At 64.5% G+C, this 22498-nt stretch carries 22 protein-coding genes, 1 pseudogene and 1 riboswitch; of the genes and pseudogenes, 9 read left to right on the forward strand and 14 right to left on the reverse strand.

The genetic code is table 11. The features are described 5' to 3' along the window. Positions 1-7 precede the first annotated feature (7 nt). A complete protein-coding gene (locus tag ACFI9K_RS18800) occupies positions 8-2419 on the forward strand; it encodes a serine/threonine-protein kinase (protein WP_462664900.1) in 2412 nt (803 codons plus the stop codon). On the opposite strand, the gene ACFI9K_RS18805 is transcribed toward ACFI9K_RS18800, so the two are convergent. Together ACFI9K_RS18805 and pta are read right to left on the reverse strand one after the other, a co-directional pair. Continuing rightward, entirely contained in the window at positions 2416-3606 is a 1191-nt protein-coding gene (locus tag ACFI9K_RS18805) for an acetate kinase (RefSeq protein WP_462664901.1), read from the reverse strand. The two genes, ACFI9K_RS18800 and ACFI9K_RS18805, sit on opposite strands and share 4 nt — an antisense overlap. Beyond that, on the reverse strand, positions 3603-5720 hold the full coding sequence (gene pta / locus ACFI9K_RS18810) for a phosphate acetyltransferase (RefSeq protein ID WP_462664902.1): 2118 nt from the start codon (positions 5718-5720) through the stop codon (positions 3603-3605). The genes ACFI9K_RS18805 and pta overlap by 4 nt, the downstream gene beginning before the upstream one ends. Before the next feature lie 106 nt (positions 5721-5826). On the opposite strand from pta, the gene ACFI9K_RS18815 reads away from it, so the two are divergent. Then, positions 5827-6339 (forward strand): nitroreductase/quinone reductase family protein, encoded by a 513-nt coding sequence (locus tag ACFI9K_RS18815; protein ID WP_462664903.1) that lies wholly within the window; start codon positions 5827-5829, stop codon positions 6337-6339. A gap of 12 nt (positions 6340-6351) precedes the next feature. Here the strand turns inward: ACFI9K_RS18815 and fgd are convergent, their stop codons facing one another. The 3 genes from fgd to ACFI9K_RS18830 all read right to left on the reverse strand — a co-directional run bounded on the left by fgd (position 6352) and on the right by ACFI9K_RS18830 (position 8192). After that, positions 6352-7365 carry a glucose-6-phosphate dehydrogenase (coenzyme-F420) gene (fgd, locus tag ACFI9K_RS18820; RefSeq protein ID WP_027498496.1) on the reverse strand — a complete coding sequence of 338 codons (1014 nt, stop codon included), beginning with the start codon at positions 7363-7365 and terminating at the stop codon, positions 6352-6354. Positions 7366-7524: 159 nt separating this feature from the next. Beyond that, complete coding sequence (locus tag ACFI9K_RS18825) at positions 7525-7857, reverse strand: YidH family protein (RefSeq protein WP_462664904.1); 333 nt, start codon at positions 7855-7857, stop codon at positions 7525-7527. Then, entirely contained in the window at positions 7854-8192 is a 339-nt protein-coding gene (locus tag ACFI9K_RS18830) for a hypothetical protein (RefSeq protein WP_462664905.1), read from the reverse strand. The genes ACFI9K_RS18825 and ACFI9K_RS18830 overlap by 4 nt, the downstream gene beginning before the upstream one ends. A gap of 181 nt (positions 8193-8373) precedes the next feature. Between ACFI9K_RS18830 and ACFI9K_RS18835 the strand changes: the two genes are divergently transcribed. Beyond that, entirely contained in the window at positions 8374-10713 is a 2340-nt protein-coding gene (locus tag ACFI9K_RS18835; RefSeq protein ID WP_462664906.1) for an HNH endonuclease signature motif containing protein, read from the forward strand. Here the strand turns inward: ACFI9K_RS18835 and ACFI9K_RS18840 are convergent. Then, positions 10710-11426: a GNAT family N-acetyltransferase gene (locus ACFI9K_RS18840; RefSeq protein ID WP_462664907.1), complete on the reverse strand. Its 717-nt coding sequence runs from the start codon at positions 11424-11426 to the stop codon at positions 10710-10712. The genes ACFI9K_RS18835 and ACFI9K_RS18840 overlap by 4 nt on opposite strands. Positions 11427-11527: 101 nt before the next feature. On the opposite strand from ACFI9K_RS18840, the gene map reads away from it, so the two are divergent. Further along, positions 11528-12295 (forward strand): type I methionyl aminopeptidase, encoded by a 768-nt coding sequence (map, locus tag ACFI9K_RS18845; protein ID WP_462664908.1) that lies wholly within the window; start codon positions 11528-11530, stop codon positions 12293-12295. Here the strand turns inward: map and ACFI9K_RS18850 are convergent, their stop codons facing one another. After that, positions 12296-12823, reverse strand: coding sequence for a GNAT family N-acetyltransferase (locus tag ACFI9K_RS18850; RefSeq protein WP_462664909.1), 528 nt, complete (start codon positions 12821-12823; stop codon positions 12296-12298). 149 nt (positions 12824-12972) lie between these two features. Here ACFI9K_RS18850 and ACFI9K_RS18855 point away from each other — a divergent pair, with 149 nt between their 5' ends. Continuing rightward, positions 12973-13452, forward strand: a complete 480-nt coding sequence (locus ACFI9K_RS18855) for a winged helix-turn-helix domain-containing protein (RefSeq protein ID WP_462664910.1) — start codon at positions 12973-12975, stop codon at positions 13450-13452. A gap of 2 nt (positions 13453-13454) precedes the next feature. Here ACFI9K_RS18855 and ACFI9K_RS18860 read toward each other — a convergent pair whose 3' ends face one another. After that, a complete protein-coding gene (locus tag ACFI9K_RS18860) occupies positions 13455-13868 on the reverse strand; it encodes an HIT family protein (RefSeq protein ID WP_462664911.1) in 414 nt (137 codons plus the stop codon). 61 nt (positions 13869-13929) lie between these two features. Then, positions 13930-14021, forward strand: a riboswitch (ZMP/ZTP riboswitch). A gap of 22 nt (positions 14022-14043) precedes the next feature. Here ACFI9K_RS18860 and ACFI9K_RS18865 point away from each other — a divergent pair. Continuing rightward, complete coding sequence (locus ACFI9K_RS18865; protein ID WP_462664912.1) at positions 14044-14937, forward strand: bifunctional 5,10-methylenetetrahydrofolate dehydrogenase/5,10-methenyltetrahydrofolate cyclohydrolase; 894 nt, start codon at positions 14044-14046, stop codon at positions 14935-14937. Here the strand turns inward: ACFI9K_RS18865 and ACFI9K_RS18870 are convergent. Then, on the reverse strand, positions 14852-15376 hold the full coding sequence (locus tag ACFI9K_RS18870) for a permease (RefSeq protein WP_462664913.1): 525 nt from the start codon (positions 15374-15376) through the stop codon (positions 14852-14854). The genes ACFI9K_RS18865 and ACFI9K_RS18870 overlap by 86 nt on opposite strands. A 97-nt stretch (positions 15377-15473) precedes the next feature. Between ACFI9K_RS18870 and ACFI9K_RS18875 the strand changes: the two genes are divergently transcribed. Then, a complete protein-coding gene (locus tag ACFI9K_RS18875) occupies positions 15474-16439 on the forward strand; it encodes a prenyltransferase/squalene oxidase repeat-containing protein (RefSeq protein WP_462664914.1) in 966 nt (321 codons plus the stop codon). Between the two features lie 787 nt (positions 16440-17226). On the opposite strand, the pseudogene ACFI9K_RS18880 reads toward ACFI9K_RS18875, so the two are convergent. The 4 genes and pseudogenes from ACFI9K_RS18880 to ACFI9K_RS18895 form a co-directional block, all read right to left on the reverse strand. After that, positions 17227-17811: pseudogene (locus ACFI9K_RS18880) on the reverse strand (MATE family efflux transporter); the annotation flags it as partial. Further along, a complete protein-coding gene (locus tag ACFI9K_RS18885) occupies positions 17694-18074 on the reverse strand; it encodes a CGNR zinc finger domain-containing protein (RefSeq protein WP_462664915.1) in 381 nt (126 codons plus the stop codon). The gene ACFI9K_RS18885 and the pseudogene ACFI9K_RS18880, both read right to left, overlap by 118 nt. A gap of 382 nt (positions 18075-18456) precedes the next feature. Beyond that, positions 18457-18879: a nuclear transport factor 2 family protein gene (locus ACFI9K_RS18890; RefSeq protein ID WP_462664916.1), complete on the reverse strand. Its 423-nt coding sequence runs from the start codon at positions 18877-18879 to the stop codon at positions 18457-18459. 39 nt (positions 18880-18918) lie between these two features. Beyond that, positions 18919-19512: a TetR/AcrR family transcriptional regulator gene (locus ACFI9K_RS18895; RefSeq protein WP_462664917.1), complete on the reverse strand. Its 594-nt coding sequence runs from the start codon at positions 19510-19512 to the stop codon at positions 18919-18921. Between the two features lie 106 nt (positions 19513-19618). Between ACFI9K_RS18895 and ACFI9K_RS18900 the strand changes: the two genes are divergently transcribed. Both ACFI9K_RS18900 and ACFI9K_RS18905 read left to right on the forward strand, forming a co-directional pair. Next, positions 19619-20638, forward strand: coding sequence for an aldo/keto reductase (locus ACFI9K_RS18900; protein WP_462664918.1), 1020 nt, complete (start codon positions 19619-19621; stop codon positions 20636-20638). A 1-nt stretch (position 20639) separates the two neighbouring features. Continuing rightward, entirely contained in the window at positions 20640-21506 is an 867-nt protein-coding gene (locus ACFI9K_RS18905; RefSeq protein ID WP_462664919.1) for an LLM class flavin-dependent oxidoreductase, read from the forward strand. Positions 21507-21531: 25 nt separating this feature from the next. Here ACFI9K_RS18905 and ACFI9K_RS18910 read toward each other — a convergent pair whose 3' ends face one another. After that, the gene (locus ACFI9K_RS18910) at positions 21532-22467 is read right to left on the reverse strand and encodes an NADP-dependent oxidoreductase (protein ID WP_462664920.1); all 936 of its coding nucleotides are present in this window, start codon (positions 22465-22467) and stop codon (positions 21532-21534) included. Positions 22468-22498 lie beyond the last annotated feature (31 nt).

Genomic DNA, 22498 nt, shown 5'->3' on the forward strand with positions numbered 1-22498 from the left:
GGGCGACATGGACGACGACGATCAGCAACCCACGGCACCGGCCGACAAGACGCAGGCAGTCCTGCGTTCCGACACCGGCGAACGCACCCAGGCGGTGTCGAGAAACCCGGACCCGTCGCGGGCACCGATCGACGATCGCACGGCACGGACGCCGGGGCCCGGCGCGATCGAGCGGGGAACGGCGAAGTCGACCGCGGCACAGAGTGCAACCACGCGCGCCCGGACGGGAAGGTCCAGATCCGGTCGCTCGCGCAGCGGCAGTGTTCGGCGTCGACTCGGCGGTGGGCTGGTGGAGGTGCCCAGGGTCGAGCCGGTCGATCCCGAAACTGCGGTGATGTCGGATCCGACGGTGCCGCAACAGAAGCGGTTCTGCTGGAAGTGCAATGCCAAGGTCGGACGCAGCGAGCCTGGGGAACCCGACATCGCCAAGGGCGTGTGCCCGCACTGTGGCACCACGTTCGACTTCACGCCTTTGCTCGAGCCGGGCGATCGTGTGGTCGGCCAGTACGACGTTCAAGGCTGTATCGCGCACGGCGGGCTCGGCTGGATCTATCTCGCCATCGACCGCAACGTCAGTGACCGGTGGGTGGTTCTCAAGGGACTGTTGCATTTCGGCGACGAAGAGGCTCATGCGGTCGCGGTCGCGGAGCGCCAATTCTTGGCCGAGGTGGCTCATCCCGGCGTCGTCAAGATCTACAACTTCGTCGAGCAGCCCCGCAGCGATGGCTCGACCGTCGGTTTCATCGTCATGGAGTACGTGGGTGGACGGTCGTTACGCGACATCCTCGGCACGTGCGACGGCGGACGGATGCCCGTCGAGCAGGCACTGGCCTACGTCCTGGAAGTGCTGCCCGCCCTGGGTTATCTGCATTCCATCGGCTTGGTCTACAACGACCTCAAGCCCGAGAACATCATGGTCTCCGACGACCAGATCAAGCTCATCGACCTCGGTGCGGTCGCAGGTATCGAGGACTACGGCTACCTGTACGGCACGGTGGGCTACCAGGCACCGGAGATCGTCAAGACAGGACCGACGGTGGCGTCGGACATCTTCACCGTGGGCCGTACGCTCGCCGTCCTGACGCTGGACATGCCGTCCAAGAACGGCAAGTATCTCGACGGTTTGCCGGCGGTCGCGGATTCGGAAGTACTACAGCAATTTCCGTCGCTGCACCGACTGCTGTTGCGTGCGACGCACGAGGACCCCACTCGGCGCTTCCGATCTGCGGACGAGTTCGCCGGGCAGGCCACCGGAGTGCTGCGCGAGATCCTGGCCATCCGCACCGGCGTCGAGCGTCCCGGTCTGTCCACGGTGTTCAGCCCGCCCCGCACCACCTTCGGCACCGAGCAGTCGGTGGGCCGCACCGATACCTACGTCGACGGTACCGTGCGCCACGAACGGATGACTGCAGCAGAAGTTGTTGCGGCGCTTCCCGTTCCATTGGTCGACCCCAACGACCCCAGCGCACCCCTGCTCGCGGCGGCAGTACACGTCGAACCGCAACAGACCCTGGACTCCCTGCAGCACGCCAAACGCAACGGTATCGAACGTGTCACTGCAGGCGCAGACAAGTCATCGGATTCCACGCTCTCCTCGGCACCCGTCGAGCTGGGGGTGGAGATCACCCTGGCGGAGGTCAAGGCCCACCTCGATCTGGGGAACGTCGTCGAGGCGACCGAGATTCTGGCCAAGGTGCAGTCCGAGGACCAGGCCGCCGATCCGTGGCGGGTGCAGTGGTACGCGGGCCTGATCGCCTTGCTGCATCACGAATACCATTCGGCGTTCACCAGTTTCGACAACGTACTCGGGGCGATGCCCGGCGAGCTGGCCCCCAAGCTGGCTCTGGGAGCCACCTCCGAACTGCTCGGTCATGTCGCCTTGGGCAAGGACGACGAATCCGAGAAGTGGCGGGCCCGAGCCGAAAGCCTCTATCGGGCGGTGTGGCGCACCAATCGAGGCATCGTGAGTTCGGCATTCGGCTTGGCCCGGCAGTTGCAGCGCCGCGGTGACCAGACCGGAGCCATCGCTGCACTCGATCAAGTGCCGATCAGTTCACGGCATTACTCGATGGCGCGCATGACCAGCGTGTTGACATTGCTGATGGATCGGTCGCGAGCAGAACTGTCCGAGGCCGACTTCCGATCCGCTGCCCGCCGAGTTGCGTTGCTACCCAAGGCGGAGAGCCGGGCACTGCAGATGCGGACGCTGGTGCTCGCGATGGCCCTGGACTGGATCGTTTCCGGCCACGCCGCCACGGCCGAGCGGGAACCGATACTCAGCGTCCCGTTCACCGAGGACGGGCTGCGGCGCGGCACCGAGAAGGGCCTGCGGGCGCTGGCCCGCAACGCCACCGATCGCGCACACCGCTTCTCGTTGGTGGATCTGGCGAACGCGATCCGGCCGCGTTCACTGTTCTAGTCGCCGCTACGAACCAGATCGTCCGTAGCCCGGGCGATCGCCAACTCCTCGTTGGTCGGCACCACCAGCACGGTGACGGTCGACGAATCGGTCGAGATGACCCGAGCGTCCTTGCTGCGCACAGCATTACGCTCCGGGTCGATCTCGATCCCGAAATTGGTGAGGTTCGCGAGGGCATCGGCACGCACGGCCGCCGCGTTCTCGCCGACCCCCGCAGTGAAGGTGATGACGTCGAGTCGGCCGAGACCGAGCATGTACGCGCCGACGTACTTGCGCAGACGGTGGATGTACACGTCGTAGGCCAGCCGCGCCGACGCGTCGCCGTCGTCGATCCGTTGCTGCAGTTGCCGGAAGTCGTTCACTCCGGAGAGCCCGATCAGGCCGGAACGACGGTTCAGCAGGCTGTCGATGTCGTCGACGCTCATACCGGCGCTACGGCGCAGGTGCATGATGACGCCGGGATCGATATCGCCACTGCGCGTACCCATCACCAGCCCTTCGAGCGGAGTCAGGCCCATCGAGGTGTCGACGGCCTCGCCGCCGGACACAGCCGAGGCCGACGCACCGTTACCCAGGTGCAGCACGATCTGGTTCAGCTCCCCGAGATCGCGTCCCAGGAACTGGGCCACCTGGCCGGAGACGTACTGGTGCGAGGTGCCGTGGAAGCCGTAGCGCCTGATGTCGTGTTCGGCGGCGACGGCCGCGTCGATAGCGTAGGTCGCGGCCGCGTCGGGCAGAGAATGGAAGAAGGCGGTGTCGAACACCGCCACGTGTGGCACGTCGGGCAGCTGCTTCCTGGCGACGTCGATGCCGAGTACGTTCGGCGGATTGTGAAGCGGAGCAAGGCTGCTCAGATCCGAAATCTGCTGCACGACGGCGTCGTCGATGATGGTCGGCCGATAAAAGACGGTGCCACCGTGGACGACGCGGTGCCCGACGGCGGTGACGTCGGAGCCCAATTCGATGCCGGCGTCGGCCAGCATCTCGAAGGCCAGTGCCAGACCGGCACCGTGATCCCCGATGTGCTGTGTTCGCTCGCTGCTCTCGCCCCGGTGGTCGAGTTGCACTCGGCCGTCGGACTCACCGATGCGCTCGACGAGCCCATTGGCCACCGACTCTCCCGATCCGGGATCGACCAGTTGGAACTTGACGGACGACGATCCGGAGTTGACGACGAGGATGCTCATGCCTGTGCCTCCTGCGGCGAAAGGCCTTGGGCCTGAATGGCGGTGATGGCGACGGTGTTCACGATGTCTTCCACCAGGGCCCCGCGGGACAGATCGTTGACGGGCTTGCGCAGGCCCTGCAGTACCGGTCCGACCGCGACGGCACCGGCACTGCGCTGGACAGCCTTGTAGGTGTTGTTACCGGTGTTGAGGTCCGGAAAGATGAACACCGTTGCGCGGCCGGCCACCTCGGAGTCGGGGAGCTTCGATTTCGCGACCGACGGTTCGATGGCCGCGTCGTACTGAATCGGGCCCTCCACGAGAAGTTCCGGGTTGCGTTCGCGCACGAGGGCGGTCGCTTGCCGAACCTTGTCGACGTCTGCACCCGAGCCGGATTCTCCGGTGGAGTAGGACAGCATGGCCACCCGCGGTTCGATACCGAACTGGGCCGCGGTCTGCGCCGAGGACACCGCGATGTCTGCGAGCTGCTCGGCCGTCGGGTCCGGTACGACGGCGCAGTCGCCGTAGGCGAGTACACGATCCGACAGGCACATCAGGAAGATCGACGACACCGTCGACACGCCCTCGGTGGTCTTGATGATCTCGAACGACGGCTTGATGGTGTGTGCCGTCGTGTGGGCGGCTCCGGAGACCATGCCGTCGGCGATTCCCTTGTGCACCATCATGGTTCCGAAGTACGAGATGTCGGCCATGGTGTCGCGAGCACGCTCGATCGTCATTCCCTTGTGCTTGCGCAATTCGGTGTATTCCTGCGCGAAGTCCTCGGTGTAGTCGCAGTTCTTGGGGTCGAGGATGGTTGCCGAGTCCAGATCCACTCCCAGTTCCGATGCACGGCGTCGGATCGGGCCTTCTTCGCCGAGGATCGTGAGGTCCGCAACCTGACGTTGCAACAGCCGTCCGGCGGCCCGGAGAATCCTGTCGTCCCCGCCCTCGGGGAGCACGATGTGCTTGCGATCCGCGCGGGCCCGGTGAATGAGCTGGTACTCGAACATCTGCGGTGTCGTGATCGTCGGGATGGCGATATCGAGCCGTCCCAGCAGGGTTTTCGCGTCCACCCGCTGCTCCATCAAGCCCAGCGCGGTGTCCACTTTGCGCTGCGATCCCACAGCCACGCGGCCGCGCGTGCGCGCCGCAGCCGACGCGGTGTCGAAGGTTCCGAGCTCGGTGGTCAGAATGGGTAGCTTGGGTCCGAGCCCCGCCACCAGTCGTGCGATCGCCGGATGCGGCTCGATTCCGCCGTTCATGATGATGCCCGAGAGCGACGGAAAGCCTTCCGCCTCATGTGCATTGACGAGTGCGAGCAGGACGTCGGACCGATCTGCCGGGGCGATGACGACAACGCCTTCGGTGAGCCGCTCCAGAATGTGCTCGGCCGTCATCCCACCGACCATCACCCGCATCGCTTCTCGCTGCAGCAACGACGAATCGCCGCTGTAGAGGGTGCCGTCCACCGCGTCGAGCAACTCCGCCATGGTCGGGGCGACGAGCAAGGGGATTTCGGGCAGGCTCCACGCCGGGACGTCCACCGTCGCCAACGCATCGGTGACGGCATCCAATTGATCGGGATCGCACCTGTTGGCCACGATCGCAGCGAGATGGGCATGGTGCTGGCGCAGTTCGGCTTGGCACAGGGTCGCCAGTTGAGCGATCTCGTCGGGGGTGCGATCGGACCCACGCAGCGCGAGCAGCACGGGGGCACCGAGATTGACGGCGATGCGGGCGTTGAAGCCGAGTTCGCTGGGGCTGCCGACATCGGTGTAATCGCTACCGACGATCACCACGGCGTCGCACTGTGCCGCCACGTCGTGATATCGACTGACTATCTCGCTGAGCGCGGCATCCTGATCGGAGTGCACCTGCTCGTAGGTGACACCGAGCGACTGCTCGTACGTCAGATCAGCAGTGGTGTGCTCGACGAGAAGTTCGAGAATGTAGTCCGGCTCGTCCGTGGAACGAGCGATGGGCCGGAACACTCCGACCCGGGCGGTTGTCGCAGCGAGCATCTGCAGCACACCCAAGGCGATCGTGGACTTGCCGGAGTCTCCCTCCGGGGACGCGACATAGATGCTCGAGGGATACATGTCTGCCGTCTCGGCGTTGGTGGACTCAGCCATGGGGCCAGCCTAATGGGACGCGCGCGGCGCGGGTGGTTCCGTGGGATTCACGCGTACGGCGGCGTCGGCGGTTGACACCGGACGCACTGCGGATGTCCTATGAGCCATGGCCGAATCACCGTTTCCGGATGTCCGTTGGGGCAGCGAGACATCGTTCATCCGCAAGCCCGCTGTGAAGTTCGCGTCGACCAAGCCCGGTTCTTGGATGATCAGGAACCTCGCGGGCGTCGACCGGTGGTTGCTGACGAAGTCGAACGGCCGCTTCACCGTCCTCGGCCCCATCGCGGCACCGGTGGTCTTGCTGACCACCACCGGCCGCAAATCGGGCAAGCCCCGCACGAGTCCGCTGCTGTACTACCGCGAGGGCGACAAGATCTTCGTCGTCGGATCGAATTTCGGCCAGCAACACCACCCGGCATGGACGTCCAATCTCCTGGCCGATCCGAAGGCCGTCGTGGCCATCGGCGGCAAGAAGATTCCGGTGACGGCCACCCGCATCACCGGCGACGAAAAAGCGCGGATCTACCGACAGTTCGACGCGATGGTCGAGGTCTACGGCGAGTACGAAACCAGGACCGACCGAGACATGCGATTGTTCGCGCTCTCGGCCGATCGCTAGCCTCTCGGGACCTCAGCCGAGCTTGCGCAGGCGCGGCGCGAGGTCCTTCTCGAACAGTTCGAGGAACCGCTTCTGATCGTGGCCGGGTGCGTGGAACACCAGGTGGTTCAGGCCGGCGTCGGTGTACTGCTTGACCTTCTCGACGGCTTCGTCCGGATCCGATGCGACGATCCAACGCTTGGCGACCTGTTCGATCGGCAACTCGTCGGCGGCCTTCTCCATTTCCATCGGGTCGTCGATGGAGTGCTTCTGCTCCGGCGTCAGCGACAGCGGTGCCCAGAAGCGGCAATTTTCCAGTGCCAGTTCAGGATCGGTGTCGTAGCTGATCTTGATCTCGATCATCTTGTCGATCTCGCCCGCATCGCGCTCTGCCTTGCCCGCGCCCTCTTCGACGGCTGGAAGCAGCTTGTCGGTGTAGAGCTCCATGCCCTTGCCCGAGGTACAGATGAAGCCGTCGCCCGCGCGCCCTGCATACCGCGCGACGACGGGTCCGCCGGCCGCGATGTAGACCGGGATGCCGCCCTCGGGAACGTCGTAGATCGACGCGCCCTTGGTGGTGTAGTACTCCCCCTCGAAGTCGACGCGATCGCCGAGCCAGAGCTCGCGCATCAAGCGCACCGACTCACGCAGCCGTGCAAAACGTTCCTTGAACTCCGGCCACTCGCCGGTGAATCCGGTAGCGATCTCGTTGAGTGCCTCGCCGGTTCCCACGCCCAGCATGATGCGTCCGGGATAGAGACATCCCATCGTGGCGAACGCCTGCGCGATGACCGACGGGTTGTAGCGGAACGTCGGCGTCAGCACCGAAGTACCGAGCTGAATCGTCTTCGTCCGCTCACCGACGGCGGTCATCCAGGCCAGCGAAAACGGGGCGTGACCGCCCTCGTGACGCCACGGCTGAAAGTGGTCACTGACGGTCGCGGAATCCATACCGTGCTGCTCGGCGAGAACACCGAGTTCGACGAGCTCCCGCGGCCCGAATTGCTCCGCCGATGCCTTGTACCCGAGCTTGAGACCCTGCGCCACGCCGAACTCCTGTCGTTGGTCGTCTAGTACTTCGATTGTGCACCCGTAGCGGTTGGCGCTGCGCCCCTAGGGTCATTCCGCAGGCTCCACTCCCCACCCGAGGGTCATTCCGTAGGCTGCACTCCCCGCCCAAGGGTCATTCCGCAGGCTCCACTCCCGCTACTGGATCCCCAGAACCGTGACCACGGCAGCCAGTACCGCGACGGCCGCAATTCCGACCGCGAAAATCCACAGGTCACGGGATTCCGGCATCGGCGCTCCACTTTCGAGGGCGGCGCGCACCCGCATCCATCTCCGCAGTCCGACCACGGGTGCGGCGGCGGACAGTGCGATGAGGATCAGTCCGAGTGCGGTGCGCACCCAGCCGGTGCTGAACTCCGGAACCAGGTGAACGATGGCGATCCCGCCCGCGAGCAAGCCGAGTGAGGTGCGTAGCCAGGCAAGAAAGGTGCGTTCACTGGCCAGAGTGAATCGCTCGTCGGGGCGAGTCACGCGGGAGCGGTGATGCGCTCGCGGATGAGACGGGCAACCAATTCAGGATTGTCGGGGGTGAAGACCAGAGAGATGCGGCGAATGGTGAGCACCACTGCAGTGTCCTTCTTGGGACGCAGGACGTCCAGCGGGAGCCACTGGTCTGTTGTCGAGGCGCCCCACAGCCGCCAACGTCCGTTCCAGTTGCCCAGCACGGCGGTGTCGACGGCGCGGATGTCGCCGTAGGGGACGAACTTCTTCGTGGCGAGGGGGAAGTAGTAGTGCCTCAGCGTGACGCCGAACTGGTCGAGTAGAACCAGCCCGTCGTCATAGATGACGTCGCGATTTATTTGCACAGGTAACGATAAATCTCCGAGACGTGAGTGCACAACGGCGGCCTTGATTTCGCGCATCTCGCCGATTCATAGCCGCTTTCGGTCCCGTGCTGTTTGCTTCACTTTTCTGTCGGTGGGTCGAGTTACTGTTCTTTTTGTTCGAACATGTGTTCTTGTTTCGGGTCACCGGGGGGTGAAGATCATGGCCGTACCGACCGTGTCAGTGGATGCGTTGGTCGCTGCTGCGCGGGAGGAAAATCGGCAGGCCGCCCGCAAGATAGCCGCGTGCTACCGGGTGCATTGCGAGTGGATCACCCACGATTCCAAGCACAAGCACTACAGCCGATATGGACGCACCGAGATGGCCGTCGCGTTGGGCTGCTCGGCGACGGTCGCCGAGGCGTATGTCTCGGTCGGGGTCGCCCTGCACACCCGCCTCCCCCTGGTGAAGAAGGCATTCGAGTCCGGGGAAATCGACCTCCCGCGCATTCGGACGGTGTGCCGAATCCTCGACAACCTCTCGGACGACATCGTGATCTCCGTCGAGGACGAGATCGTCGAAGCGGCCCGACGGTCCTCGCCCGGTCCCCTGGAGAAAGAGATCTGGGACATCCTGCTGCGAGTGGCACCGGAGGAAGCAGCAGCACTACGGGAGTTCGCGAAACGATTCCGGCATGTCTCCTACAGCCCCGCCGGTGAATTGGCGCGCATCCGAGCGGAACTGACCGCCCCCGAAGCTGCTGCGGCGTGGCAGCTGCTCGAGGAGATGGCCGACACGCTCTGCCCGAAAGATCCGCGCGGTAAGCAGGAACGTTTGTGTGATGCGTTCATGGCCCGCATGCACGGCGTACCCCGACTGGTGTGCCGATGCCAACGCGAGGACTGCCCGAAAGCCGATGCAGCATTGCCGGATCGTCGGGTGCCGCTGACGATGATCACCGTCGACATCGCCACCCTCCTCGGGCTACTCGCCAATCCGGCGTACCTGGCCGGGCACGGATCCATCGACCCCGACCTCGCGCGGGAGTTGGCGCGCAACAGTCAGTGGCAGATCCTGCTCACCGACGCCGTCACCCTCGCCGAGAAACTCGGCCTCGCCCACCAGAACCCGGACACCGGGGAATGGGAACGACGCACGAACGACGAAAACTCAGGGACGGCAACAGAATCCGAGACAGACACACACACGAACGTAGGTTCGGCTGCCGATTCTGATGAAACAGGGTCGGCGGCGAATTCTGGGGCAGAGGCTGCTTCCTCGACCGAACAGATTTCGACCAGTTCGCCTGCACCGGCACACGTGCCGGGGAACACCTCGGCACCGGCACCAGTCGCACCGACAGACGAAGTCGACCAGACCGAGGAAGGCAGCCGGTCCGAGGACAACGACAAGACCGAGGACAACGACGAGACCGAGCAGGACGGCCGGTCCGAGGAGAACGGCGAGACCGCACCCGCAGCAGCGTCCGCCCCGTCAGCAACCCCGCATCCACAGAGACCCGATCCCGTTCGGAGACACGCAGCAACTCGCGCTACGGCACCGCTGACCGACCCGCCATCGGATCCGATACTGCGAGCCGACCCAGAGGCAGCAGCAGTGCCGGTCCCCGCCTCAGCTCCACGCGCACCTGAGCACTGGACGAATCCTGCACCTGACCCTGCACCGAAATATAGCGAACACCGCTCGCCCGCAACAACATCCGCTACGCCAGCAGCCGAAGGCCCGGCACCAGGACTAGACTCGACCGCCGCTGCCAGCATTGACCGACATCAGCGCCGCCTGGGATCACTGGCCTCCGCTGCGGCTCGGTTCTGCACCCACACACCCGTAGGCAAGGGCACACGGCACAGCTCTGCCCTCGATCCGGCCGCTCACAACCGCTCCGCCGGCACGTCGATCGGCGCATCAACAGTGCGCTCACCGGCAGACATCTACCTCGGCAACGCATCCCTCGCCGCAGCCCTGGAAGCCGCCATCGCCGCCGACCCCACCCTCGGAAAATCCATCGGACGCGACCCGCTCACCGACCGCGCCCTGATCTACCGACCCGATGCCCTCACCACCGCCGCAGTCCGACTCCGCGACCGACACTGCCGCTTCCCCGACTGCCACCGACCCGCCGCACACTGCCAACTCGACCACATCATCGCCTTCGACCACACCAACCCCCGCGGCGGAGGCTGGACCACCATCAACAACCTGCACTGCCTCTGCGAATACCACCACACCGTCAAAACCGCCGGCTACTGGAAAGCCGTCATGCTCCCCGGCGGCGCGATCCTCTGGACCTCCACCTCGAAAACCACCCGAATCACCCTGCCCGCGAACGGCACAGCCGTGCCCGTCATCGGCAACGACCTCCGCCCACACATCCCCACCAAGCCGAGACGATCCGGCATCATCGCCTACCCCGACCCAACGAACCCACCCGACACCGACGAACCTGCAACCGACGAAGCAGAAACCGAAAGACCAAAAGCCGAGGAACCAGAAGCAGCCACCGAAACCGCTGCCGACGACACCGAAGAACCGCCCTTCTAGGTGTCCGCTCCTCGGCCGGCATTCGCCGAAACCGGCGCAGGTGTCCGAACCAACGTCAGCTGCGATGTCCGACGCAGCTCGAATCCGATCGAGAGATAGAGGTCGATGGCACGCACATTCGCAGCAGATGCATGCAGAAACGGCTCTTCCCCGCGGGCGCGGATACCGTGGGCGACCGCGCGCACCAAGTCCGTGGCGAGACCCTGCCCTCGGAACGCAGGGTCGGTGCACACCGCACTGATTTCCGTCCACCCTGGCGGGTGCATGCGCTCACCCGCCATAGCGATCAACGCACCATCACGTCGAACTCCGAGATATGTACCGAGTTCGATCGTTCGGCGCAGGAACGGTCCGGGCTCGGTACGGCGAACCAAGTCGAGCATCTCTGGGACATCATTGGCAGTCAGCTCGACGGCCTCGCCGAAAGGCCGCGTCTCGAGGTGCGTTCCGATGAGCTGCACCAGACCGAACGCCTCCACGCGCGACCACCCCTCGGGCAGTGTCCGCTCCGGACCGTCCAGTCCCACCACGGTCCGAGGGCCGAACAGGGCTTCGATGTCGTCCCAGTCCTGCCGATCGAGCACGTCGGGGTGCGCGAGAAACGGAGACACCTCGGGATCCGCCCGCGTTATCCGACCGCGTCGGATCGCAAAGCGCGAGAGCGCACCGTCGAGAGAATTGCGGACGGGGTCGTCGAGAGGATGGGCAGACACAGCAAATAGAGTCGCACGGACGGCGGACGGCCAACGCACCCGTGAAGCAACACCAATACTTATACCGGTATAGTTATTCGTCACACGGCGAAAGGCATCACATGATCGAGATACTCCCACCCAGCAAAATCCCCCTGGCGCGCGAATCCGGCGCTTTGGTCGCCGAGATTCTCGAGACCGTCCGCGAGCGTGCCACCGTCGGCACCAATCTGCTCGAGATCGATCAGTGGACCAAGGACATCATTCTCGGAGCCGGGGCGACGTCCTGCTACGTCGACTACGCACCGTCCTTCGGTCGCGGCCCGTTCGGGCATTACATCTGCACTTCCGTCAACGACGCTGTGCTGCACGGACTTCCGCATGATTACGCATTGGCCGACGGCGATCTACTCACGCTCGATCTCGCCGTGGTCCTCGGTGGGGTGGCGGCGGACTCTGCCATCAGCTTCGTCGTGGGCGAGTCTCGACCCGAAGACACAGCGATGATCGACGCCACAGAACGGGCTTTGGCCGCGGGAATCGCAGCGGCGCGTCCGGGAAACAAGATCGGCGATATCTCACACGCCATCGGCACGGTACTCAGCGCGGCCGGTTACCCGATCAACATGCAGTTCGGGGGCCACGGCATCGGGTCCACGATGCATCAGGACCCGCATGTGTCCAACAACGGACGCCCGGGCCGCGGCTACGGCCTTCGCCCCGGACTGATGCTGGCCCTCGAGCCCTGGATCATGGAAGACACCGACGAACTCGTGACCGACGACGACGGATGGACTCTGCGCAGTACGACGGGATGCCGCACTGCCCACAGCGAGCACACGGTCGTCATCACCGACGACGGTGCCGAGATCATGACCAAGCGGGCCTGACTACAGGCGCTTTTCGAAGGTATTGGAGAACGGCAGCACTTCGTAGGGAGGGAACACCGGGATTCGGGTCCATCCGCTCTTCTCGTACAGCCGAACCGCATCGGGCTGCCTGTCCCCGGTCTGCAGAATCAGCCGCCGCAGGCCCTGGTCACGAGCGGCATTCTCCGACGCCTCCAGCAGAGCAGCCGATACTCCCGTGCCGCGATGATCGGGTTCGACGAACATGCGCTTGAGTTCGAGATCGGATCCGTTCCACCGCAGCGCGGCATGCCCGACGGCATGTTCGACGCCTTCCGAGTCACGGCTGTACACGACGAACGTTCGGTGCACGGTGGTCTCGTCGACGGCGTTGGCTCGAGTTTTCGACATCAGAGCGGCTCGGTCTGCGTAGCGGGGACCCACCTCGGCGGCCATCGCCGCGCGCAGGGCTTCGGCGTCGGGGTGATCCCAGTCGACGGCTCGGGTGAACAGGGCGGTTCGGGGCTGCGCTACATCGGTCACGCCCGATCGCAGCACGTCGACGGTCATGGGGTCAACAATTGCGATCACGGTGAGCGCATCTCTGGCGCACGAGCCCGCCGTCGATCACCCTGTGACGGTGAACAAGAACTGTCGCTGCCCACGCTGACCAACTGACCGGTATCCGCAGCACACCCTTGTCTCAGGAGCTCTCCAACATGACCACCGAAGCCACCGTCGTTGTCCGTATCTCCGATTCCGGAACGTCATCCCTGCAGGGATTGACCCGACCGCAGTTGCACGCACTCGCCGAGGCACTCCGCAGTGTCACCAAAGGTTTTGCGCCGCAAGCGAAAATCCTCACTCGCTTCGATGTGCAGGCAAACGAGCTGAATGCGCCGCTGGTGATCGACCTGCCCGCGCGTGACGTGATCCTGAGCGGCAAGAGCGTGAGGCTCAGTCACACCGAGTTCGAGATCTTCGCGTATCTGGCTCAGCATCCGCGCGTCGTCGTCGCGAGATCCGAACTCAACACTTCCGACGGTGGACGCAGCGTCGACGTCCACCTGTCGAGGGTGCGCACCAAACTCGGCCAGTTCGGTCGATTGATCACCACGGTCAGAGGAACCGGATACCGCTTCGATCCGGAACCGGGAATCCGCGTCATCACCCAACCGGCGGTATTGCGAAGCGCCTGACGTCAGGCGGGCATCAGACCCTTCATCTCGGCTGCGAAGCTCTCAGCACCGAGCCCATCGACTCTGTGTGGCCCAGGCTCGTCCCGAACTGCGAACCACTCGACCGACGCATCGACACCCGGCCACCGAGGAATCACGTGCACATGCAGGTGGGGATGACTGTGCCCGATCGCCGCGACGTACACGTACTCGGCACCGAGCCGCGTGAGGGTGCGTGAGACCGCCGTGACCGTCTGCCCTACCTCGGCCGCTTCCACGTCGGTCAAAGTCCCGAAGTTCGGGGTGTGCCGAATCGGCGAGACCATCGAATGTCCCCGAAGCACGAGGCCGTCGATCGACTGTTCCGGAAGGTGAAACGCCACGACTCTGTCCGACGCATGGAGAAAGTCCCCGGGTAGCTCGATCTCTCCGGTCACTTCCCTACAAAGCAAACAGGTTTCGTCCATGACAAGCGTCGAGAATAGCGGTAATGTCTCTGTCACACAGCATGACTGGCGAAGGTGGAGTTACCACCGGGGAGTGCTGCGATCAGTTCAACGAAGGAAGCGCCGACCGCCTGGGTGTTTCACACGACCATCGTGTGGAGGACCGATGAAAATTTTGAACGGCGCAATGGTCGCAGCAGAGATCCTGGCGCACACGGCGACGCGTGCAGAGGCACTACTCGAAAGCAACGGTGCCACCGCAGTTCTGGCCACTGTTCTCGTCGGGGACGACCCCGCATCACGGACATACGTGAACATGAAGGCGCGGCGTTGCGAGCAAGTCGGCATCAGGTCACGACGCGTCGAATTGGACGCCGGAACGACAACGTCCGAGTTGATCGCCGTCATCGAGAATCTATCGGCCGATCCGGAAGTGAACGGAATCCTGCTGCAACATCCCGTTCCCGAAAACATCGATGAACGTGCGGCATTCGACGCCATCACGCCCGCCAAGGACGTCGACGGCGTCACGACGGCGTCCTTGGCTGCAACGGCGTTCGGCGGGGTTGGGTTTCGATCGTGCACGCCGGGAGGAATTCTGCGCTTGCTCGATGCGTACGACATCGAAATCTCGGGCAGGCGCGCCGTCGTGGTCGGCCGCAGCCCGATACTCGGGCTACCGGTGGGCCTCTTGCTGCTCGGCAGAAACGCGACAGTCACCTACTGCCACTCCAGAACCGCTGACCTGGAGGCCGAGGTGGCGCGCGCAGACATCGTGATTGCCGCGGCCGGGCACGCCGAGCTGGTCCGAGGCTCGTGGATCGCCCCCGGTGCCGTTGTAATCGACGCGGGGTACAACGCAGGCAATGTCGGCGACGTGGAATTCGCGGCCGCCGCGGAGCGTGCGTCGGCGATCACTCCAGTCCCCGGAGGCGTCGGGCCCATGACCATAGCGCTGCTGCTGGAGCAGACGCTTACTGCGACAGAGCGGCAGCTCTACGGCGACGGTTTCGCCGCACCACCACGAAGACCAACAAAGCAACCAGAACCACGGCGATGATCGCACCGAGTGCCGTAGCTCCACGGAAGCCCGGCGCACTGGTGTCGAGGGTGCGTTCGCCGGCATGGGCTGCATTGCTGGTACCGAGGACGATGGTGAGGGTCAACAGGTTCGGGATGGCGGTCACCACAGCCAGGATCACCGAACCGATGGCCAGCGGCTTGCCCGCTCGACCCTTGCGGACCGACCAAGCGCTCCAGAAGAACACCAGGGGCGCGAACGTGCAGACGATCCCGAACAGCAGGCCCCAGAGAATGCCCTTGGTGAACGTACGGTCGGCCAGATCTTCGACCCGAAGACTCCACCAGCGCGGAAGAAACGCCGCCAGAATGAAGTAGGCGATCAACAGCAGAACGATTCCGGCTCCGACGAGGATGCCCCGCCTCTTCCAGTTCGCCGAGCTGGTCGACGGTGCGGGCGTGGTCGGATCGGCAGTCATGAGGACATCGTAGATCGTGCGAGGCGGTACCCCACTCGAGTCGAGACCTGATCGTTAGCAGGCAGGTCCACAGAGAACGGCACTAAACTGCTCGGTCATGGTCGCCGACTCTCTGCGCAGCTGGCTCATCGACTCGGATCCAGCGCTGCGCTGGCAGGTGGAGCGTGACGTCGTGGACGAACCCACCGACGTAAGGGAAGCGACTCGCGCCCGAGTGGCTACGGAGGGTTTCGGCGCGCGGCTTCTGGGGCTGCAGGATCCGGACGGTCAATGGGCGGGTGGTGCGTTCTTCCCGGCGAACTTCGACGGTGCCGCGACTCCGGGGCAACCGTGGACCGCAACCACGTGGTCGCTGAATTCCCTCCGCGAGTGGGGTCTGGACCCCGCGGTCCTGCGAGCAGGCCGCACGGTCGAGTTGCTCGACGAGAACAGTCGGTGGGAGTACGACAACCTGCCGTACTGGGGCGGCGAGGTGGACTGCTGCATCAATGCGTGGACGGTCGCCAACGGGGTGTGGCTGGTGGCAGAGGTCAGCGGCATCGCCCAGTGGTTTCTCGAACATCGACTGCCGGACGGCGGATGGAACTGCGAGTGGGTCGAGGGATCGACCCGGTCCTCTTTTCATTCGACGCTCAACTCGTTGAAGGGCCTGTTGGAGTGCGACATTGCGTTCGGCGGAACCGACGAGACTCGCGCAGCCCGGCGCGCAGGTGAAGAGTATCTGCTGGAAAGAGAACTCTTGTACAGATCGTCCACGGGCGAGAAGGTCGGACCGTGGGTGGACCAGTTCTCCTACCCATTCCGTTGGACCTACAGCGCGCTCAACGCTGCCGACTACTTTCGGCAGGCCTCCCTGTTCGATGGGACAGTGCCGGATCCTCGGTTGACGGAGGCCATGGGAACAATCAGGGCCGCCCGCCAAAGCGATGGAACGTGGGTGCAGGGTCGTCCACGTCAAGGACAGGTCTGGTTCGAGATCGACGCACCTGAGGGTGAACGCTCGAAATGGCTGACCCTGATCGGAACCCGAGTGCTGACATGGTGGGATTCCCAATACGGCTGATCGCCTGGCCCCGGCCCGGTCGGTAGCTCGAGCGATAGGGCCACACTGCTCGAACCGACAGGCCCAAGCACATTCCGATCCACATCCAGCTCAGCTGGCCCGTGAACCATGTGACACCTGCACCGGCCACAGTGACGACGGTGCCGAGTCCGATGCGCACCAGATTCAGCGCGTAGGCGCCGCGCCCGAATTCGATTCCGTCCCTGGTGAATGCCACCGCTCCCACCACGAAGCTCAGAGCCGAAAGCCCCCAGATCGACCACGCTGCCGCCTGCACCTCCGTCGACGCCGACAGCAGCCGGGTAGCCCCGGAGCCCACTGCGAGAACGCCGACGGCAGAGACACATCCGAGTACTACCGAGCCGTTCAGAACGGTCTTCTCGACAGCTGTTCGCTCGCATGTCGACTGCGCCGACGCGACCAGAATCTGGGCCGCCGACTTCCAGCCTTCGACGGCCAGTACCACCAGCAACCACACTTGATGGACGACCAGGTGTGCGGCCGCGTTCACGTCCGAGGAATGCACGGCCGCTGCCGTCAACGCCAGAGTGGCTCCGCCGAGCATGGTCGATCGCACCGCGAGTAGGCCCGCCGCCGTGACGGACGCCTGCCAGTGATCGACTCCATTGTTCGACAACGGCTTTCGCCACGACCACAAGTCTCGCCGCTTCGTCACCCACAATCCGACGAGGACGACGGCCGATTGCGACAGACCCGACGCGGTGCCGATCCCGATGATGCCGACATTCGAGGATGTCACTGCAATGATGATCCCGACGTGTATCACCGCTCCACCCGACGCAAGCACGGTGACGTCGGGGACGCGTCCGGCCCCGCGAAGTGCGCCGTAGCCGGCGAGTACAACGGCCGACACCGGCAAGCCTGCTGCACGCACCAGCAGATAAGCACGGGCATCGCCCTCGGTCATGGTCACTGCGAACAGTGTTACTGCACAAGCGAGTACGAGTCCCCACACCGCAGCGATCGCGACCGATCGCCGTACCGCCGCCTGTACCCGGGCCCGGTCCCCTGCTACTCGGAGCCGAGCGATCTCGGTGGTCTGGGCGAACATCAGCGGGGTGAGCAGCCACGTCGTCGTGGTGACCACACCGGAACCGAGGGCAAGTGCACTCTGTTCGGACACCCCGAGGTACCCGGCTGCCGCGGTGTCGGCGAGTCCGCTGAGCGGCTCGGCCAGCAGCGCCAAGCCTGCCAGCCCTGCCAGTCGCACTGCCGAACGGAGGATCGCCGGGTTCACGACACCCTGCGTCGGTGGGTCTGTACATGCATGCGAGTGGCACACCGCCGGGTGCAGAAGCGTTGCCGCGCAGAGCGACTGAAGTCCACGAACGCGTGCCCACAGGAATCGCACACTCCCAATCGCAACGCACCGGACGGGTCGGCCAATACCGTCGCGAGCGCGACCAGACAGTTGGTTCGCAACCGTTCGGCAACCCCGGAGCTCGTAGCGTCGTAATGCAGGTGGGGGGGCGAAGTCATCCGAGATCGATACGGTGACGCGAACATCGATCGATGCCAATACATCGTTGAGCAGGTCGGCGGCCGACGCCGCATTCTCGGCCTCGAAGACCGGCAGAATCTGACGAGCACACCGCTCGAGGACCTCACGGGCATGGGCAACTTCGGCAGTACCGGCAGCCCCGCGGTGTCTGACGGGCAACGATTCTCGGGCCAGCAGTGCGGCCACCCAGTCGAGAGTCATACCGTGCGATTTCCACGCGTTGACGATCTCGGCGGCCAGCTCGGCAGCAGGTCTGTGAACGGTCATGCCGCCAGCATGCAGTAAGCGTCTACTTCAGTTCAACGCTTACATGTGAACGCCATCAGCCGCGGATGCCGAATTCGACGGCCGCGTGGGTGCACGCAGGCTGCGATCCGAGATGATCGATCATTGCCGCCAATCGTGCTCTGAGCCAGGTCATGCGTGTGACGCTAAGCAACAGAACGCGATCGTGCACCCGTTGCGATCACGCTGATTCGAACGCCGGCTTCGGCGTTATCGATTCTCTTCCGTCGATCTCCAGGAAGATCCGGTCTCCCGCTCGAAAGCCGGTCGCACGTCGACGGTGTCGTACACGATCGACAGCGTCGTGATGCGGCCGTCGCCGTCCAACTCGGCGACATCGACGACGTCGAACGGAGCAGCCACCCCGGACGGCAGCCGCCAGTCGAAATGGAACCAGAAGGTCACGAGCGGTGTTCCCGCCGAGGTGCGCCCCTCTGCTACGCCCTTCGACGTGAGCTCGGCGCTCGAGGTGTCGATGAACAAGGCCCGATAGAAGTCGGGTGCGGGGGTCGGGCCGTACAACGGCGAATGCACGACGGCTCCGGACGCGAACAGACCAAGAATTGCATCGAGGTCTGCACGATGCAGGGCGTCGAGGTACGTTTTCACCAGGTCTTCCGTGGCCGAGTTCATGAGTCCCACGCTAACCGATCGCAGCAAACCAGCTTTCCGTCAACCGATTTCGTGAAATTCTGGCGTGATCCGAAGTCCCGCGACCAAGATTCGCGCCATTTTTCGTGGGTCGTAGCGGGGGTCCGCCGCACCGATGCACAGGTTGCCGACCGCGCGCATGAGCTCCACGGCGGCCTGCCCCGGTGCAATTTCTCCCGAAGCAACAGCGGCCTCGAGCAGTGATTCACATACGGGAATCAGCCGGTCCAAGAAGTAGCTGTGCAACGTCTCGAATCCGCCGCTGTCCGATTGCATCGCTTCGGCCAGACCGTGTTTGGTCACCAGGAAGTCGACGAACCGGTCGATCCAGAGCGTCAACGCCGCGTGCGGTGATTCCCCACCCGCCAGCAACTGCTGACCCGCGACGACGCACGCCTCCACCTGATGCCGGAAGACGGCAACGACGAGGTCCCCTCGCGTCGGGAAATGCCGATAGATCGTTCCCACGCCGACGCCGGCGCGGCGGGCGATCTCGCGCACCGGCACCTCCACTCCCGAATCGACGAACGCAGCCGCGGCCGCGTCGAGCAGGGTCGCTTCGTTCCGCCTCGCATCCGCCCGTTTTCTGGGCTGCTCGGTTTCGGCTTCGGTCATGTTTCTCCAGGTATCGACAAACGGAACAGTGTTCCGTATGTTGTTTTACGGAACGTTGTTCCGCTTACCCACAGAGTAGCCCCACAGAGGCCACAAGGAGATCACCATGCAGTACCGCACGTTGGGACGCACCGGCGTCCAGGTCAGCACACTCTCGCTCGGCGCGATGAACTTCGGAGCCATCGGGCGCACCACGCAAGACGAGGCCACTACGATCGTCGATGCTGCACTCGAGGGCGGCATCAACCTCATCGACACCGCGGACATGTACAGCCAGGGGCAGTCCGAGGAGATGGTCGGCAAGGCCATCGCGGGTCGGCGCGAGAACATCGTGCTGGCCACCAAAGTGTTCAACCCGATGGGCGACGAACGCAATCATCAGGGCAGCTCTCGCCGTTGGATCGTCACCGAACTCGAGAACAGCCTGCGCCGACTCGGTACCGATCACGTCGACCTCTACCAAATACACCGCTGGGATCCGACAACGAGCGACGACGAAACCCTCTCCGCGCTGACAGACCTGCAGCGCGCCGGGAAGATTCGATACTTCGGCTCCTCCACCTATCCTGCCTACCGAATCGTGCAAGCGCAGTGGACCGCTCGCGAACACCGTCTCGCACGGTTCGTGACCGAGCAGCCGCCGTACTCTATCCTGCAGCGCGGCATCGAATCCCACGTCCTTCCCGTCACGCAGGAGTACGGAATGGGCGTACTCGTGTGGAGCCCGCTGGCGGGCGGCTTCCTCTCCGGAGCCATCCGAGCCGGACAGGCGGCCACCACCAACCGCGCACAGATGATGCCCGAGCGTTTCGGCACGGACACCCCCACCGGGCAGACCAAACTCGCCGCCGTCGAGAAACTGGCGACGCTCGCCGACGACGCCGGACTGACGTTGATCCAACTCGCACTCGGTTTCGTGACGGCCCATCCTGGAGTCACCAGCGCGATCGTCGGGCCTCGTACCGTCGACCATCTGCGCTCGCAGCTTGCTGCCGCCGACACCGTCCTGCCGGCCGACGTCCTCGACAGAATCGACGAGATCGTCGCTCCCGGAGTCGATCTCTCCCCCGGTGACAAGTTCGACACCCCGCCTGCTCTGCTCGACGCCTCCCTGCGGAGGCGGTGACGTGGCGAGTTTCGGGCTGATGACGCCTCCGCAGAACGTCTCCTACGCCGACCTGCTTCGGGTGTGGCGCGAAGCGGACAGCATTCCCGAGATCGAGCACGCGTGGCTGTTCGATCACCTCATGCCCATCGGTGGAGATCCCGACGGCCCCATCTTCGAGGGGTGGACGATGCTGTCCGCACTGGCCGCCCAGACCGAGCGGATGCGAGTGGGACTGATGGTGACCAGCAACCGCATTCGTCCGCCGGCCATCCTCGCGAAAATTGCCGCGACGGTCGATGTGGTGTCGAACGGAAGGTTGGAACTCGGCATCGGTGCCGGGTCACGGCCGAGTGTGCCGATGGCGAGACGGGAGTACGACGGCAACGGTCTACCGTACAGCGACGCTGCCGATGCCGTTGCGCGGCTGGGTGAGTCGCTCACAGTGATCCGCAGGCTCTGGACCGAGGACGAACCGTTCGACTTTCACGGCACCCACGTCGACCTCGTCGGGGCCTTCCAGAATCCCAAGCCGATTCAGCGGCCCGGCCCACCGATCGTGATCGGCGGGCGGGCAGCAGGAGTGCTGCGCCTCGTCGCCGAGCACGCCGATATCTGGAATATCCCCGGCGGGGACCTCGACGACGCAGTGGGCCGGGCGAGGCTACTCGACCGGTTCTGTGCGGAGATCGGGCGCGATCCCTCGGCGATCACCCGATCGATCGCTCTCGGGGTGTCGTTCGAGGAATCCGAGAAGACGAGAAACGATATCGGTGAGGCCATCGCCGCGGGGTTCGATCACGTCGTTCTCATCGTCCCTGGCCCCTACCCCGACGGGGTTGCGCACCGAGTGACCGAGGAGTTCATCAGACCCTTCGCACACTCCTGAAACCCAGTGCGACAGAGCCGACAGGTCACGGAACCAGGATGAACTTTCCGCGCGGATGCGTCGATTGCAGTTCGGCGTGCGCCGTGGCGGCGTCGGCGAGCGGGAAGGTCTTGGCAACCGTCACCTCGAACACGCCTGCGCCTGCCTGCTCCAGAAGCAAAGGCGAAGCGAGGCGTCGACGCTCCATGCTCGCCGGCCCACCGACGGTGAGAAACCCGTCCGTCGATGCCCGTCCGAAGGCTGCCGTGCTGACCAATCTCGCTTTCCCCGTGAGTAATTCGAGTGACACGTCGACGGCCTCGTCGGTACCGACAGTATCGATCGCCGCGTCGATACCGTCGGGTGCCACCGCTCTCACTCGGTCGAGTAAGCCATCACCGTATTCGACGGGCACACCACCGTAGGCTCGGAGGGCATCGTGGTTCTGTGACCGCGCAGTCCCGATGACGGTCGCGCCGCGCCCCAGAGCGAGCTGCACCACTACCGACCCGACGCCGCCTGCCGCTCCGTGTACCAGAACGGTGTCTCCACTCTTCACACCGACGGATTCCACTGCGTCGTAGGCGGTTCCAGCAACAGAAAGGGTCCCCGCAGCAACTTTCCAGTCCAGGGCGGTCGGCTTCGGGAACACGAATCGCGCGGGCACCAGAATGCGCTCGGCGTACGTGCCGTTGTGGCCGGAGACCACCACCTCGTCGCCGACGGCAACAGGCCCACCCGGGCCTTCGACGTCTCCGCCGACCGCCAGCACGATGCCCGACGCCTCGCTGCCCAATGCGATCGGGAGCTTCGACGCGTCGGTTCCGAATTCACCGCTGTAGCTCTTGTAGTCGAAGGGGTTGACGCCGATTGCCTTGACCTCGACCAGTACCTCGCCCTCGGTCGGCTCGGGCAGTTCTCGGTCGACGATCTCGATGACCTCGGGACCGCCGTACGACGTCGCCACTGCTGCTCGTGTCATGCTCTCCCCAACGTCCCGTCCAGTGCAGATG

It is taken from the genome of Rhodococcus sp. PSi06 (genome assembly GCF_054960675.1).

Excerpts from the sequence above, each read along its gene's own strand:
- ACFI9K_RS18800 (WP_462664900.1), top strand. The coding sequence starts at position 8 with ATGGACGACGACGATCAGCAACCCACGGCACCGGCCGACAAGACGCAG.
- ACFI9K_RS18805 (WP_462664901.1), bottom strand. The coding sequence starts at position 3,606 with ATGAGCATCCTCGTCGTCAACTCCGGATCGTCGTCCGTCAAGTTCCAA.
- pta (WP_462664902.1), bottom strand. The coding sequence starts at position 5,720 with ATGGCTGAGTCCACCAACGCCGAGACGGCAGACATGTATCCCTCGAGC.
- ACFI9K_RS18815 (WP_462664903.1), top strand. The coding sequence starts at position 5,827 with ATGGCCGAATCACCGTTTCCGGATGTCCGTTGGGGCAGCGAGACATCG.
- ACFI9K_RS18835 (WP_462664906.1), top strand. The coding sequence starts at position 8,374 with ATGGCCGTACCGACCGTGTCAGTGGATGCGTTGGTCGCTGCTGCGCGG.
- map (WP_462664908.1), top strand. The coding sequence starts at position 11,528 with ATGATCGAGATACTCCCACCCAGCAAAATCCCCCTGGCGCGCGAATCC.
- ACFI9K_RS18850 (WP_462664909.1), bottom strand. The coding sequence starts at position 12,823 with ATGACCGTCGACGTGCTGCGATCGGGCGTGACCGATGTAGCGCAGCCC.
- ACFI9K_RS18855 (WP_462664910.1), top strand. The coding sequence starts at position 12,973 with ATGACCACCGAAGCCACCGTCGTTGTCCGTATCTCCGATTCCGGAACG.
- ACFI9K_RS18865 (WP_462664912.1), top strand. The coding sequence starts at position 14,044 with ATGAAAATTTTGAACGGCGCAATGGTCGCAGCAGAGATCCTGGCGCAC.
- ACFI9K_RS18870 (WP_462664913.1), bottom strand. The coding sequence starts at position 15,376 with ATGACTGCCGATCCGACCACGCCCGCACCGTCGACCAGCTCGGCGAAC.
- ACFI9K_RS18875 (WP_462664914.1), top strand. The coding sequence starts at position 15,474 with ATGGTCGCCGACTCTCTGCGCAGCTGGCTCATCGACTCGGATCCAGCG.
- ACFI9K_RS18885 (WP_462664915.1), bottom strand. The coding sequence starts at position 18,074 with ATGCCCGTGAGGTCCTCGAGCGGTGTGCTCGTCAGATTCTGCCGGTCT.
- ACFI9K_RS18890 (WP_462664916.1), bottom strand. The coding sequence starts at position 18,879 with ATGAACTCGGCCACGGAAGACCTGGTGAAAACGTACCTCGACGCCCTG.
- ACFI9K_RS18895 (WP_462664917.1), bottom strand. The coding sequence starts at position 19,512 with ATGACCGAAGCCGAAACCGAGCAGCCCAGAAAACGGGCGGATGCGAGG.
- ACFI9K_RS18900 (WP_462664918.1), top strand. The coding sequence starts at position 19,619 with ATGCAGTACCGCACGTTGGGACGCACCGGCGTCCAGGTCAGCACACTC.
- ACFI9K_RS18910 (WP_462664920.1), bottom strand. The coding sequence starts at position 22,467 with ATGACACGAGCAGCAGTGGCGACGTCGTACGGCGGTCCCGAGGTCATC.